Source organism: Asticcacaulis sp. YBE204, assembly GCF_000495855.1.
GTDB lineage: Bacteria > Pseudomonadota > Alphaproteobacteria > Caulobacterales > Caulobacteraceae > Asticcacaulis.
In genome coordinates this window covers 24,372-39,158 of sequence record NZ_AWGF01000012.1, presented here as the reverse complement: position 1 = coordinate 39,158, position 14,787 = coordinate 24,372, and the positions used below count along the sequence as shown (strand labels likewise).

10 protein-coding genes are annotated in these 14,787 nt (G+C 60.3%); 7 read left to right on the top strand and 3 right to left on the bottom strand.

The annotated features are described in order from the left end of the window. Window positions 1-82: 82 nt before the first annotated feature. On the bottom strand, window positions 83-1,075 hold the full coding sequence (locus tag AEYBE204_RS34135; RefSeq protein ID WP_023463107.1) for an alpha/beta hydrolase: 993 nt from the start codon (window positions 1,073-1,075) through the stop codon (window positions 83-85). Between the two features lie 156 nt (window positions 1,076-1,231). On the opposite strand from AEYBE204_RS34135, the gene AEYBE204_RS34130 reads away from it, so the two are divergent. The 3 genes from AEYBE204_RS34130 to AEYBE204_RS34120 all read left to right on the top strand — a co-directional run bounded on the left by AEYBE204_RS34130 (window position 1,232) and on the right by AEYBE204_RS34120 (window position 7,461). Further along, window positions 1,232-1,807, top strand: a complete 576-nt coding sequence (locus AEYBE204_RS34130; RefSeq protein WP_023463106.1) for an isochorismatase family protein — start codon at window positions 1,232-1,234, stop codon at window positions 1,805-1,807. A 62-nt stretch (window positions 1,808-1,869) separates the two neighbouring features. After that, window positions 1,870-3,321 (top strand): sialate O-acetylesterase, encoded by a 1,452-nt coding sequence (locus AEYBE204_RS34125; protein WP_023463105.1) that lies wholly within the window; start codon window positions 1,870-1,872, stop codon window positions 3,319-3,321. A gap of 390 nt (window positions 3,322-3,711) precedes the next feature. Continuing rightward, window positions 3,712-7,461: a TonB-dependent receptor domain-containing protein gene (locus AEYBE204_RS34120; protein ID WP_023463104.1), complete on the top strand. Its 3,750-nt coding sequence runs from the start codon at window positions 3,712-3,714 to the stop codon at window positions 7,459-7,461. Window positions 7,462-7,613: 152 nt separating this feature from the next. Here the strand turns inward: AEYBE204_RS34120 and AEYBE204_RS34115 are convergent, their stop codons facing one another. After that, on the bottom strand, window positions 7,614-8,909 hold the full coding sequence (locus AEYBE204_RS34115; protein ID WP_023463103.1) for a glycoside hydrolase family 28 protein: 1,296 nt from the start codon (window positions 8,907-8,909) through the stop codon (window positions 7,614-7,616). A gap of 175 nt (window positions 8,910-9,084) precedes the next feature. On the opposite strand from AEYBE204_RS34115, the gene AEYBE204_RS34110 reads away from it, so the two are divergent. The 4 genes from AEYBE204_RS34110 (at window position 9,085) to AEYBE204_RS34090 (ending at window position 13,209) form a co-directional block, all read left to right on the top strand. Continuing rightward, entirely contained in the window at window positions 9,085-10,755 is a 1,671-nt protein-coding gene (locus AEYBE204_RS34110) for an alpha-L-fucosidase (protein WP_023463102.1), read from the top strand. Window positions 10,756-10,857: 102 nt separating this feature from the next. After that, complete coding sequence (locus AEYBE204_RS34105; RefSeq protein WP_023463101.1) at window positions 10,858-11,286, top strand: DUF350 domain-containing protein; 429 nt, start codon at window positions 10,858-10,860, stop codon at window positions 11,284-11,286. Between the two features lie 10 nt (window positions 11,287-11,296). Then, entirely contained in the window at window positions 11,297-11,986 is a 690-nt protein-coding gene (locus AEYBE204_RS39630; RefSeq protein ID WP_023463100.1) for a DUF1190 domain-containing protein, read from the top strand. Further along, window positions 11,983-13,209 (top strand): glutathionylspermidine synthase family protein, encoded by a 1,227-nt coding sequence (locus AEYBE204_RS34090; RefSeq protein ID WP_031231079.1) that lies wholly within the window; start codon window positions 11,983-11,985, stop codon window positions 13,207-13,209. The genes AEYBE204_RS39630 and AEYBE204_RS34090 overlap by 4 nt, the downstream gene beginning before the upstream one ends. Here the strand turns inward: AEYBE204_RS34090 and AEYBE204_RS34085 are convergent. Beyond that, window positions 13,190-14,701, bottom strand: a complete 1,512-nt coding sequence (locus AEYBE204_RS34085) for a CoA-acylating methylmalonate-semialdehyde dehydrogenase (protein WP_023463098.1) — start codon at window positions 14,699-14,701, stop codon at window positions 13,190-13,192. The two genes, AEYBE204_RS34090 and AEYBE204_RS34085, sit on opposite strands and share 20 nt — an antisense overlap. Window positions 14,702-14,787: the final 86 nt, after the last annotated feature.

The following is a 14,787-nucleotide window of genomic DNA, read 5'->3' as shown; positions in this document are numbered from 1 at the left end:
TTTTTGTCGCGCATTTGACTCCAGAAGCCGTTTTACCCTTTTCGGAAAGTAGTTCCGCGAAGCCAATGCGCTCTAAACAGGCTTACCCCCACAAACCATGACGTTTGGCAAACGCCGTCCACGGCGTGGTGTAGTCCTGCCCGCTCAGGCCATGCCCGCCTAATTCGAAGATATGCAATTCTGTCGGGGTCTTTTGTGCCCGCAGGGCCTGATAAAGGATCAGGCTGTTTTCCGCCGGTACCGTCTTGTCATCACCCGCATGAGCGAGGAAGGTCGGCGGCATGTCCTTGGGCAGGTTGAATTCCAGCGACACCTTTTTCTTGTCCTCGTCGGTCGCGCCATCGGGGAACATGCTCTTGACCGATCCGGTGTGGGCATAGGGCGCCAGCATGGTCATGACCGGGTAGAACATGCCAGTGACCAAAGGTTTGGCCGACTGTGTGTCTGCCGCATCGATTGGAGTATAGGATTCGCGTTCGAAGCTTTCCGACAGCCACCCGGCCAGATGCCCGCCGGCCGAGAAGCCCATGACGGCGATACGGTTGGGATCGATGCTATATTTGGCGGCATTGTGTCGGATGAGGCGCAGGGCGCGTTGCGCATCCTGAAGCGGGGCCAGTTGCGCCGAACCCCAGTTGTCGTTGGGCAAACGGTAGGTCATTATGAACACTGTCGTACCGGCATCGGCCAGTTCCTTGTCCGACAGGCCCCCGGCACGGCTCACGGCGACGCGGACATAGCCACCGCCGGGAATCATCAGGATCGCCGCCCCGTTGGGCTTCGCCGCGCGGCGGACCATCAGAATCGGTTCGGCGACGTGAGTCGCCGCGGTATCATTGGGATCACCGGCCTTGGGGTTGCGTAGAATCCATTCTTCCTTGACGGTTACGCCTTCGGCACCCGGCATCTTGCCCTTCGGCCAGATCGGAAAGCTTTCCAGTGGCGGCAGCAACGGCTTCTGCGTCACCGCCGGATCGGCGGCAGCAACCTTGCCCGAATCCTGAGCGCTGGCGCTGGTCACGACCGGCAGCAGGGCAGCGACGGCCCCGAAAGAAAGAAGTTGGCGGCGATCCATAGGCAGCATCCCTGATTATATGTGCGCGTTTGCGGTGAGTTTAGGCGTTAATTCCGGCAGGGAAAAGACCTATAGACCAAAGTCGTAGCCTTCTCCCCCGTTGAATTTTTACACACCGGTGCGGCATGGCTCCGTCTAAGTCGTATGGAGCCGCCTATGTCTGAGCCCGTTATTCTTACCGCTGCCACGACCGCACTGGTCATGATCGACCTGCAAAAAGGCATACTGGCGCAACCGCTGGAACCGCGCCCTTCGGAAGCCGTGGTCGAGGGAGCCGAAACTTTCGCCCTCAGATGCCGGGCGGCGGGCATCCTCGTCATCTGGGTTCACGTCGGCTTCGGTACGGATTTTGTCGAAGCCCCGCCGACCAATGTCGATCAGCCCATCCCGCGTCCGGAAGGCGGTTTACCCAGCAATTACAGCGATTTTGCGCCGGGACTTCAACAGCCGGGCGACCTTGCTATCTTCAAGCGTAACTGGGGCGCCTTTTACGGCACCGAACTGGATGTCGTCCTGCGCCGTCGCGCCGTTACGACGATCATGCTGGCCGGTGTCGCCACGCCGTTCGGGGTGGAATCGACCGCGCGTCAGGCGTGGGAGCGCAACTACGACGTAGTAACGCTGGAGGACCTGTGCGCCGCGCCGAACGCGGTTTTGCACTGGAACAGCATCGACAATATCTTCCCCCGACTGAGTCGTGTGCGCCAGACCGGGGATGTGACTTTCGTCTGATTGTCAGGCTGCGCGGCACACCCTATGATCTGTCGCAATAATAATCGATCAGGGACTTTTACATGCGCCGCCTTCTGCTTTCGCTCGCCGTCGCCACCACCTTTGCGGCGACCGGCGCCTATGCCGACGTCAAGCTGCCCAATATCATTTCCGACCACATGGTGCTGCAATCAGGGCAGCCGGTGGCGATTTGGGGTACGGCGGACGCGGGCGAAAAGGTCACGGTCAAGCTGGCGGGCCAGACCCTGCGCGCCACGGCGGGGACGGATGGCAAATGGAAGGTGATGCTCAAGCCGCTCACCGCCTCGGCCACGGCGGCGGAGATGAACATCAAGGGCAAAAACAGCCTGACCGTTTCCGACATCCTGATCGGCGAGGTTTGGCTGGCCTCGGGTCAGTCGAACATGGAAAAACCCTTCCGCAATCAACCGGGTCAGAAGGATGTCTTCGGCGCGGAAACGGAACTGTCGCTGGCCAATAATCCGCAGATCCGCCTGTTCAAGATCAAGAAAACGCGATCGAATACCCCTGCCCCCGATGTCGAAGGCAAATGGATCGTCACGACACCGCAAAGCCTTGATGAATCGCGTTTTTCAGCCACGGCCTTCGTCTTCGGCAAGAACCTGCACACGACATTGAAGACACCGGTCGGTCTGATCGATTCGACCTGGGGCGGCACGCGGATCGAGCCGTGGACCGCACCCGAAGGCTTTGCCGCCGTATCCTCGCTAAAACGCTACACCGGCAATGCGCCCGGCACCAAGGTCGACAATACCGTCGCCTCCGAACTCTATAACGCCATGATCGCCCCCATCGTCCCTTACGGCGTGAAAGGCGCGATCTGGTATCAGGGTGAATCGAACATCACGGTGCCGGACTTTCCCGGTGCGTTCGGTGACTACTCCGACAAGATGGCGGCCCTGATCGGCGGCTGGCGCAGCGTGTTCGGGCAGGATCTCGCCTTCTATTATGTGCAGATCGCCCCGCACACCTACCATATCGTACGGCAAAATCAGGTCGTGTCGCCGGAAATACTCCCGCGCATGTGGGAAGCCCAGACCGACGCCCTGCGCATTCCCAATACCGGCATGGTGGTCACGACCGATCTGGTCGACGATCTGGCCGACATCCACCCGCGTGAAAAGATCATCGTCGGCCTGCGGCTGGCCGGTCTGGCTCTGGCCAAGACCTATAAGCAATCCGGTCTGGTGATCAACGGTCCGAAGTTCCGCGCGATGACGGTCGAAAACGGCAAAGCCGTGCTGAGCTTCGACGATATAGGTGGCGGACTGATGGCCAAGGACGCCAAACCCCTGACCTGGTTCAATATACGCGGTGCCGACGGTGTCTGGTTCCCCGCTACGGCGACGATCGAAGGTAACACCGTCGTCGTCTCGAGCCCCAGCGTTACCACTCCGGTGGCCGTGCGTTTTGCCTGGGACGAAGCCGCCCGCCCGAACCTGATGAACAAGGAAGGCCTGCCCGCCCTGCCATTCAGGTCGCAGCGGGACTAAAGCCTGGCTAACGCCTCCTGAATTTACCCTGAGCGCAAGCTCAGGGTATTTTTATGTCCGAGACAGACAGAGGACACGCCGTCTTTATGTGATTTAAAATATCTATATTACGTCAAAAATAATCTATACCGGCCACTTTCGATCATATTTACGACCTTTATGATGTCATATTTGGCACAACCGGACCCCAAAAGTGGTCAATTTCCGACAAACTTGTCAAAATCGATCTTGACTTGAAACGATTGCACGCTGATTAGTTGGTCTGACAAGGCCCTGCTGAGTCATCATGCCTCGACACAGGTCTGCCGCACATTACCGGTCACCCGCACAGTCCGGATTTTTTCTACATAAAAATAAGGGGTTACAAGCCCCTCCAACAGGGAGTCCACCATGCAATCTCACAAAACGCCAGGAATCCGTCGTGCGCTGACCGCCGGCACGGCCCTGGCCATGATCGTTTTCATCTCCGGTCAGGGTACGGCCTTCGCTCAGGATGCTGCACCCGCCGCCAATGACGACGCCACGACGGTCATCGTGACCGGCGTGCGCGCTTCGCAGCGCACCGCCATCGACCGGAAGAAAAAGGCCAAGACGGCCACCGACTCGATCATCGCTGAAGACGTCGGCAAGTTCCCGGACAAGAATATCGGTGAAGCCATTTCGCGCATCGCGGGCGTCGCCCTGTCGCGCAGCGATTACGGCGAAGGTGAAACGGTCAGCGTGCGCGGCGGCACCTCGGCGCAGACCAGCATCGAAATCGACGGCCTGGGCGTGCAGAACACCTCGACGACCGGCGGTCTGGCCTTCAACGGCGACGGTCGTTCCAAGGACTTCCGCGAATTTCCGGCCGACCTGATCAAGAGCGTCGACGTTATCAAGGGCAATACTGCGGCCCAAACCGAAGGCGGCATCGGCGGCGGCATCGTCATCCAGACGCGCAGCCCGCTCGACTTCAAGAAGCCCTTCGTGTCGTTCCGCTACGATATGACTCAGAACTCGCTGAGCAAGAAGTGGACGCCCGAAGTCAATCTGATCGCGACCAGCAAGTTCTTCGACGGTCGCCTCGGCATCCTGTTCAATGCCTCGCAATCGAGCATCCAGAACGACAACAACGCCGTTCAGAACTCGACGTCGGGCACGCAGGGCCTGTCGCGCGCCTTTGTCGGCGCCGGTACCGGCAACGTCATCGGCACGACTTCGATCGATCTCGACAACTCGGCGGAAAAGACCTTCACCTTCAACCCGTCGACCCTGTCGGGTGCGGGCATCAATACGGTTTTCGCCAACAGCACCGAAACGCCCTTATCGCTGGTCACCAAATCGGCAGCGGCCAAGACCAAGGCCGAATGTATGGCGGCCTTCCCGATGCTGACGGGTAACAGCGCGGCAACGGCTCAGCGCACCAACGAACTGATTACCTGCCTCAATCAGTGGGGCGATTATACGCCGTCTCTGGTTCGCTATTTCGTTCGCCAGAACAAAGAATTGCGCCAAACGGTTGATCTGCGCGCCGACTATCGCGTCAACGAGCACCTCGATGTTTACGCTAAGGTGATGTACAACAAACGCGTCGTCGAAGACGTGCAATTGACCCTGACGCCGGGCCAGATCCTGTTCAACTCGGCCACGACCGCCTTCCCAGCCAACGGCAGCTTCGCGGCCTATAACGGCGCGACCTATACCGACACGGGCAATGTACGCAGCGCCATTGCCGGTTCGGGCTACTATCTGTACGACGGCATCAGCTTCGGCAGCGTCACAGCGCCGAACAATGCGGCCGCTACGGCCAACGGCGTTATCGGCGCCGTCTCGAACCTGATCCCCAGCTCGCTGAAATTCGATGCCAACCACCACCTGATTGCCGGGACCATCACCGACGGTTCGACCACGCTCGATCAGGTGCAGAACACCAACGACATTAGCTCGAAATACTTCTCCGCCGGGGCCGATTTCCACCGCGGACCGATCAAGGCGACCCTGCTCTATGGTCACGCCGAGTCGGAATATACGCGTTACGATTACCGCATCAATCCCGGCCTGTCCTACGCCTATGGACAGGCGAATCTGACGCTGGAAAACGGTCTGTGGAACTTCTCGCTGCCGGCTAATTTCGATACCGGCAATGCGTCGAACTACACCATTACCCGCGCAGCAGCGGCAAACCGTGCGGCCTGTACACCCACCGGCACCAACCCCTGCGTGACCGGCCAGACGGGCCTTTACACGGTCGCCCAGCAACCGTGGACCAGCTTCAATATCGGCATCCAGATGTCGCCGAAGCTGAGCGAAACCTCCGAAGATACCCTCAAGGGCGACTTCACCTACAATTTCGAAGACAAGATCCCCTTCATCAAGACCTTCCAGCTCGGCTTTAACAACCGCAAGACCGAGTCCTATGGCTGGGATGGTTCGGGCCGGACGATCTCGCCGGAAAATACCCATATCGTCAACGGTGTGGCGACCACGCCTTACGGCACCGCCGGTTATGTGGCCCCGGTCGTCATCGCCCGTCAGAACCTGCGCGGCGTCGTGCGGGCCTGTGACGATACGCGTTACGGCACGACCGGCACGGCAGCTCCCGCAGGCGCCCTGCCCTGTAATTACGGTTATCTGGCCAATACCGACCTGTCGACTCGCTATGAGGGCACCTACACCATGCGCCCGGCCGATCTTCAGACCATACTGAGCCAGGTGCTTGTCGGTCCGACGAACCAGTTCTTCGCCGGTTTCCCGGATCGCGGCAACCTGATCAACGGCTTCAGCCAGATCGACGTGCACAAGTTCTATAACCTGATCGCACAATCGGCGACCGGGGCCTATGGTGCGGGCGGCAATCCGCTGGAACACTATAATTTCGACTGTATGAAGGTCTGCACCGCCAGCGACGGCAAGCAATACGACATGCTGTATCGTCACGCCCTCGAAGAAACGACCGCCGCCTACTGGATGGTCGAATTCGAGCAGGAACTGCCCTTCGACATGCTCTTCAACGGCAACGTCGGTACCCGTATGGTCAAGACGGACGTCGAAGGCACGGGCTTCATCACCCTGTCCAGCGTTCGCTGCTCCAGCACGGCAAACTGTAACGCCTCCACGGCCACTTCTGGCACCTACACCCTGACGGCCCAGACCAATGTCGCGGTGTCGAGCCATACGACCGACTGGCTGCCCAGCTATAACTTCAACCTGTGGGTCCTGCCGGATCAGCTGGTCGTGCGCTACAACACCTCCAAGTCGATGTCGCGCCCCAGCATCGCGCAACTGCTGCCTGCCGGGACCTGTACCTTCGATCAGCGCTTCGACGGCGCGGGTGCGGATAACGGCTGCGGCACCTTCGGCAATCCCGGCCTGAAGCCGCTGAAAGCCAAGAAGAAGAACCTGTCGATCGAATGGTATCCCAACAAGGATACGCAGTTCTCCTATGCGCACTTCGAGGATGACATCACCGGCAGCGTCACTACCGGTACCGTTGCCGATGCCAAGCTGCTGACCGGCACCGGCGCCGTCGATCCCGTCACCGGGCGCGACGTGTCGAACGACGACTTTGCTTACACGACCTACGTCAATGCCGGCGGCTTCCTGCGTGAAGGTGACGAATACTCCTTCAAGAGCGCCTTTACCTTCCTGCCGTGGAAACTGCGTTACCTCGGCGCCGACGGTAACTACGCCAAGATCACCTCGACGACGAACAGCGCGGCGGTCCGCGACCCGAACTCCGGCACCGTCCTGCCGCCGATCGGTGAGCCGAGCTACTACGCCAACGCCTCGCTGTGGTACGATGACGGTCAGACCAATGCCCGCATCTCCTATCAGGCGCGTTCGGAAGTCTTCAACTGTATCGCGGCGTGCGGCGCGAACACGGCGGCCAACTATCTGGGCGACGGATACACGAACGTTCGTCTGCCCTATAACCCCGGCGCACCGACCTATACCGACGAATCCAAGTACGTCGATATCAAGGTCAGCCATAAGTTCCGTCCGGAAGTGGAAGTCTTCTTCCAGATGACCAACGCCCTGAAGCAGGAGACCCGCAAGGATCAGGGCAGCTTCGTGACCTATGCCGACGGCACGCCTTCGGTGCTCGAAGTCGGCTACGGCGGCTACCGCGTCACCGCCGGTTTCACCCTGCGCACGCGCTAAAAAACGGAAACCGCCGCCTGTGACACAGGCGGCGGTTTTTTGTCTACCGGAGTATTCAGATCCTCCGTGTGACGGCCTCTGGGCTCCCCCAGCCTGTTGGAAGAGGTCGACTTGATCCGTCAGGCCCGTGACTGACGGATTCTTTATTGCGATCAGGACAGGTTTACGAGCCTTCCGTTGACGGTCACGTTCTCGGTCCTGAGACCGGTGACTCCGGAAATATTCAGCTTCTCCTGCTTCAATTCGACGGAGACGTCCTTAAGCCAAATATCGCTGATGGTCGTCTGGCCTGGATTAGGCTGAATATTGCCGAAGCCACCGTAACGCCCCTTGATGCCGATCAGTCGCACATTGCGTACCCGCGACTGCGGCGGCGCTTCGCCTTTGAGATTGATATACTGGCTCCACGGCTGGATGCGCACGATATTGCCCCCCGCCGCATCGAGCGTGATGTTGCGATAGAGGATGTTTTCGTAGCGTTGCGGCGTATCGGGCCGAAGCTTGAGCATCAGGACGCTCATCCCGCCGGTCACGGTACAGTTTTCCACGATCACATCGCGGACAATAGTCGCCTCGCTGCCGCAGGTGAACATGTTGTGCCCGCGCTTGAAGACGCAATTGCGCACGCGGATTCGCTCGACCGGCGGGCTGTCGGTGTCGCTCAGGGCATGCGGACCCTTGGTGCCCTTGGCGGCGATACAGTCGTCGGTCACCGAGAACGTGCAGCCCTCTACCGTTATGTCCTGAGAGGAATCAAGGTCGATGCCGTCGGTTGACGGTGCCTGCTTGTAGTCGTCCGGCACCCGAAAGCTGGCCTTGCGCACGGTCACGCCTCGACAGCGGTAGATATGCAGGTTCCAGAACTGCGAGTCCTTGAACGTCACGCCCTCGATCAGGACATTTTTCGAGTTTTCGATAAGCGCCAGCCGGGCGCGCGGAATGCCGATATTGGGAAATTCGTTCGGCACCGGGGCGGCGTTACGCAAGGCCCAGAATTTATCCCAGATTATGCGGCCGTTACCATCGAACGTCCCCTCGCCTGTGATCCTCAGCCCGTCGCAGCGATCGGCATTTATAAGGGCCGGGGTGAATTTTGCCTCGAAATGGCCTTCGATGCGCGTGCGCCGCGCCGGGAAGTGGTCCGCGACCTCGGTCGAGCATTTGAGAACCGCACCCTTGTCGAGATGCAGGTGAACCTTGGGTTTCAGGAAGATAGCGCCGGTGACGAAGACGCCTGCCGGGACGACAACCGTGCCGCCGCCTTTGCCCGCTATTTGGTCGATGGCTTTCTGAATTGCGGGGGTGTTGACGGTTTTGTCGTCCGCCACGGCCCCGAAATCGACAATCGAGGCGCGTCTTGTGGCAGCAGCCTGCGCCGATACAGCGCCCAGCGCCGTCAGCCCCGAAGCCGACACGACCCAGCGCCGGGTATGAGAACGCAGAATCATATTTCCTCCGGATCTTTTGCCGCACCCTTAGCGATGCGCTTTACTGTTTTATACGTCCGTTTGAGCCATAACCGGCGGTGTATCGCAAGTCTATTGACACAGAGCATCTGGCCAGACAATTTAATGCCAAATATGGAATTAATTTCCGTAAAAGAAATTCACACAGGGCTTTACCATGCTTCCCACAAAACGTCAGTTCCTACACGGCGTCAGCACGCTTAGTCTATCCGGAGGCCTGTCCGGCGTACTGACAGCCGGTGCCAATGCCGTCGAATTACCCCAGCCGGGTTACGACGCAATCGCCGACGGCCCCTTCAAACCGACATGGGACTCGCTGATCGCCGGATACAAGACACCCGACTGGTTCCGCGACGCCAAGTTCGGCTTGTGGGCGCACTGGGGCCCGGGCTGCGTGCCGGAATACGGTGACTGGTACGCCCGCAAGATGTACCAGCAAGGCAACCCGTTTTACGAGCACCATGTCAAAACCTACGGCCACCCGTCTGATTTCGGCTTCATGGAGTTTTATCCGCGTTGGAAAGCCGAAAACTGGAATCCCGAAGACCTGCTCGACCTCTATGTGAAGGCGGGGGCGAAGTATTTCGTCGCCATGGCCAACCACCACGACAATTTCGACATGTTCGATTCGAAGTTCCACGACTGGAACGCGACGCGCATCGGGCCCAAGACCGACATCATCGGGCGGTGGGAAAAGGCGGCGCGCCAGCGCGGCTTGAAATTCGGCGTCTCGAACCACTCGGCCCACGCCTGGCACTGGTTCCAGACGGCCTACGGCTACGACCCCGAAGGCCCGCGTGCCGGGGAACGCTACGACGCCTACAAACTCAGCAAACTGGATGGCAAAGGCAAATGGTGGGAAGGGCTCGATCCGCAAGAACTCTATACCGGCGCCGTCATGCCCCTGCCACCGGGGATCACGACGATTGCCGATGCCAATAAATGGCACGAAGCCAATGATCGCGTGTGGACCGAAGAACCGCCGCTGCACAATCCGGCCTTTACGCGGCAATGGTATCTGCGCTGCAAGGACCTGATCGACAGCTACAATCCCGACCTCCTCTATTTCGACGACTTCGACCTGCCTCTCGGGCAGGCAGGGCTCGATATCGCCGCCCACTATTACAACGCCTCGGTCAAACGCCACGGCAGCGTGCAGACCGTCCTCAACATCAAGCCGCAGGGTACACCCCGGGGCGGCTATGTTGCCGATGTCGAGCGTGGTTTTCGGGCCGAAATCAGCCCCGATCCGTGGCAAACAGATACCTGCATCGGGCAATGGCACTACGACCGCCGTATCTATGACTCTAAAAAATATCTACCTGCTGCGGCGGTCATCCACCGCCTGTGCGATATCGTCTCGAAAAACGGCAATTTGCTCCTCAGCATCCCGGTGCGCGGCGATGGCTCCATCGACTCCGAGGAACGCAGAATCGTCGAAGGGATCGGCGAATGGATGGGCCGCTTTTCGGAAGCCATTTACGGCACGCGTCCGTGGCAGGTCTTCGGTGAAGGCCCGACCCAGGTCGGTGCGGGCATGTTCGGTGAAAGCAAGCAAAAGCCCTATACGCCACAGGATCTGCGCTTCACGACCAAGGGCAAGGCGCTTTATGCCATCACCCTCGGGCGCCCGGAAAACGGACAGATCACCGTGACCAGCCTGGCCCGCGGCTCGAAACTGGCGCGGGGCAACGTCAAACGCGTCGAAGCTTTGGGTAGCACCGCGCCGCTGACCTTCCGTCAGGACGACAAAGGCCTGCACGTGACCCTGCCCGACGCCGCGCATCATGATATCGGTGTGGCAATAAAGATTACCGGGGTGATTTAGCCGTGGGATAAGGAACCCTCGCCGCTCACGCGCGGCAATTGTCAGTTGCCAAGCATCATCATGAGTCTATGATCGGTCGAAAGTGACGCAAACGAGGCACGAATGGATCTGATCAATCTGGACTCTCTGGCCAACCTGCCGGCCTATCTGGTGTTTCTGACGACCGGGTTCATCGTCTGGCTGGTGGGGATAACGGTCTATCTGTGGATCACGCCGATCCGGGAACTGGAGGAAATCCGCAAAGGCAATATCGCCGTCGCCATTCATTTTCTCGCCGTCAGTCTTGCTCTAGCCCTACCCATCCAGTCGGTCGGACATTCGACCTTCAATCCCGGCGACATGCTTCTGTGGGGTGGGATCGGCATTTTGTCTCAGATCTTGTTGCATGCGGTGGTGCGTATCTTCTGGAAAACGCTCTATGCCCGCCTGACCGATCCCGCCAATGAGAAGGGCTGCATCGCCGCGGCGTTGGCCCTGTCCGCCCTTAGCCTGGTCGTGGGGCTGCTCAACGCCTCGGCCCTGTCCTACTGAGGTCGCCAGAATGGTTACGCACAATGCGACTAAGGCTTACCAGAGCCGCTACAAGGCTGAAGTGAATCGGCGCCGGGCGCGTCAGGCCGCTATGCTCGCCGGCACGGTATCGGTGCTGGCCATGCTCGGCGCTTGCGATTCGCCGCAGTCCTCGGCACCAACACCGACCACAGAGCAGATGCTGGTTTATAAGACCCTCGACGAGTGCAAGGCCGCGCAGGCCGACGACAAACTGTGCGAAACGGCTTTTGCCGAGGCGTGGGGATGGCAGGGCCAGCAGACCGGCTATTCCGAAAAGGGCCGTTGTGAAGCGGAATATGGCGAGGGTCACTGCGAAAGCCGCGCCACCGCGTCAGGCGGCAGCTGGTTCGTGCCGCTGATGGCCGGGGTCATGCTGTCGAACCGGATGAACAATATGTCTTACGACAGCTACCGGCGTGAACGGGAGCGCGATGGCCATTCCGGCGCCTATCCGGTCTATGTCAATCGCCGGGGCGACGTCTCGACCTATGCGGGTTCGGGGATGCGTCCGCTGGGCTACAGCCTTACCTCGTCGGGCCTGCCGTCGCGGATGGACGTCGAGGCCGATCCGTCCGGCCGCGGCTACGTCGCCAAAGGCACCTCGGACAGCCGGTACCGGGCCTCGTCGCGCGGCGGGTTCGGAAAGTCGTCGACGATGCGCGGCGGCTGTTGCGGATGAAGCGTTGTCTTGTGCCCCGGCGTCCCGGCTGGGAGGCCCGCGTGGAGGCGGAGGGCATGCTGTGGCACACGACGGGCGGCGTCCCCTACTGGAACGAAGGCGTGGCCTACCATTTCAGCACCGAAGACATCGACGCGATCGATGAGGCTACGGCGGCCTGTCATCGCATGGCGCTCGAAGCCGTCGAGGCGATCATCACGGCGAAGGAACTGCCGTCTTACGGTTACGACACCGACGCCATTCGTCTGATCGAGCATAGCTGGCAGACACGCGAGCGTGACATCTATGGCCGGATCGACTTCGCTTATGACGGCTCAGCCCCGCCGAAAATGCTGGAATACAACGCCGACACCCCGACCAGCCTGCTCGAAGCCGCTGTGGTGCAGTGGTCGTGGCTGACCGACACGCACGGCCCTGACGCGACGCACCAGTATAACGACCTGCACACTGCCCTGGTCGAGCGGATGCGGGCCTTGAAGCGCGACCGCGACGACGGCCTGCTGGGGGCGCGACAGCGCTCTGCGCCGTTGCACGTGAGCTGCGTGTTTCCGCACGACGAAGACACCGGGACGGTGGCCTATATTGAAAGCGTGGCGCGCGAGGCCGGGATCGAGGTCGTCTTCGTGCCGATAGACAGTATCGGGTTCAGCCCGGCAGACGGCGGCACCTTCGTCGACGAAGCGGATCAGCCGATCCGTCTTCTGTTCAAGCTCTATCCGTGGGACTGGCTTCTGGCCGACGACTACGGCCCACACCTGACCGACGCCGTGCTGAAAAGCCGCATCCGTCTTTTCGAACCGGCATGGAAGATGCTGATGGCCAACAAACTACTGATGGTCAGGATGCGTAAGATGAATCCCGACAGCCCCTATCTGCTCGACACCGCCCGCAGCGATCAGCCGTTCCGGACGGCCAACCGGCCCTTTGTGCGTAAGCCCACCCTCGGCCGCGAAGGGCAGAATGTCGATCTGTTCGCGCCCGGCGCGGCCACCGCCATAGAGCACACAGACGGCAACTATGCCGACAACACATTCATATATCAGGCCTTTGCCGACCTGTTCCGCGACGAGGCAAGCGGCACCTATGCCCTGATCGGTAGTTGGGTGATCGACGGCGAACCGCAGGGCATGGGTATCCGCGAAAGCGACCGCGCCATTACCGACGACCGGTCGCGCTTCGTGCCGCATAGCTTCGATCCGGCGCCTACTTCATCGTCGGAATGACGAAACTCTGATCGACGACCGGACCGCCATTTCTCGAATTTGGCGGCCATTTCTGGGTGACGGTTTTGGTGCGGGTATAGAAGCGTACCCCGTCCATGCCGTACTGGTTCAGATCGCCAAAGCCCGACCGCTTCCAGCCGCCGAAGGAGTGATAGGCGACCGGCACCGGGATCGGCACATTGATGCCGACCATGCCGACCTCGACGGTAGAAGCAAATTCACGCGCCGCGTCGCCGTTACGCGTAAAAATCGCCACGCCGTTACCATAGGGGTGCTTCGATGGCAGCGAAATGGCCTCTTCCAGCGTCTGGGCGCGGACAATTTGCAGCACCGGCCCGAAGATTTCGTCCTGATAGGATTTCATATCCGGCGTCACGTGGTCGAACAGCGACGGCGCAAGGAAGAAACCCTCCTCGTGGCCCTGTAGCTTGAACCCGCGTCCGTCGAGGACCAGTTCAGCGCCTTCATCGACCCCCATCTGAATATATTGCTCGATGCGCGCCTTGTGCGCCGCGCCGACGACCGGGCCGTAATGCGCCTCCGGATCGGTCGAAACGCCCACGCGCAGGCTTTCCGCCGCGGCGACCAGCCGTTCGCGCAGAGCCTCCGCCGTCGCCTGGCCCACCGGCACTACGACCGGCAAGGCCATGCAGCGCTCGCCCGCCGAGCCATAGGCCGCACCCATGATGTCGGCCACCGCCTGATCGAGGTCGGCGTCGGGCAGGATGATGCCGTGGTTCTTGGCGCCGCCCATGCACTGCATCCGCTTGCCGTTTTGCGCACCCTTCGCATAGACGTAGTTGGCAATGTCGCTTGAGCCGACGAAACTCACCGCCTTGATGTCCGGGTGGTCGAGGATGGCATCGACGACCGTCTTGTCGCCGTGGACCACATTGAGCACGCCTTCGGGCAGACCGGCCTCCAGCAGCAACTCAGCGAGCATTACCGGCACCGACGGATCGCGCTCGGACGGCTTGAGGATAAAGGCGTTGCCGCAGGCGAGCGCCGGGGCGAACATCCACATCGGAATCATGGCCGGGAAGTTGAATGGCGTGATCCCCGCCACGACGCCCAAAGGCTGCCGCATCGAATAGACGTCGATGCCCGGCCCCGCCCCTTCGGTATAGTCCCCCTTCAACAGGTGCGGGATGCCGCAGGCGAATTCGACGACTTCCAAACCGCGTTGGATATCGCCTTTCGCATCGGAAATGACCTTGCCGTGTTCGGACGACAGGAGATGCGCCAGCTTGTCCATGTCGCGTTCGATCAGACGCTTCATCTCGAACATTACCCGTGCGCGGCGCTGAGGATTGAGCGCCGCCCAGCCGGTTTGCGCGGCCTTCGCCACGGCCATCGCGTGGTTCAATTCCTCAACCGTCCCCAGATCGACGCGCGCCTGTATCTGTCCGGTATTGGGGTCAAAGACGTCGCCGAAACGCCCCGAAGTGCGCTGAACCGTCTGGCCGCCGATGAAATGGGAAATGGTGCGCATGCTGATAATCCTTATGTCGTGATCACAGCTAAAGCGCATTCCAAAAAGTGTGCAACGGTTTTTGGAACCAAATGCGCGACAAACCA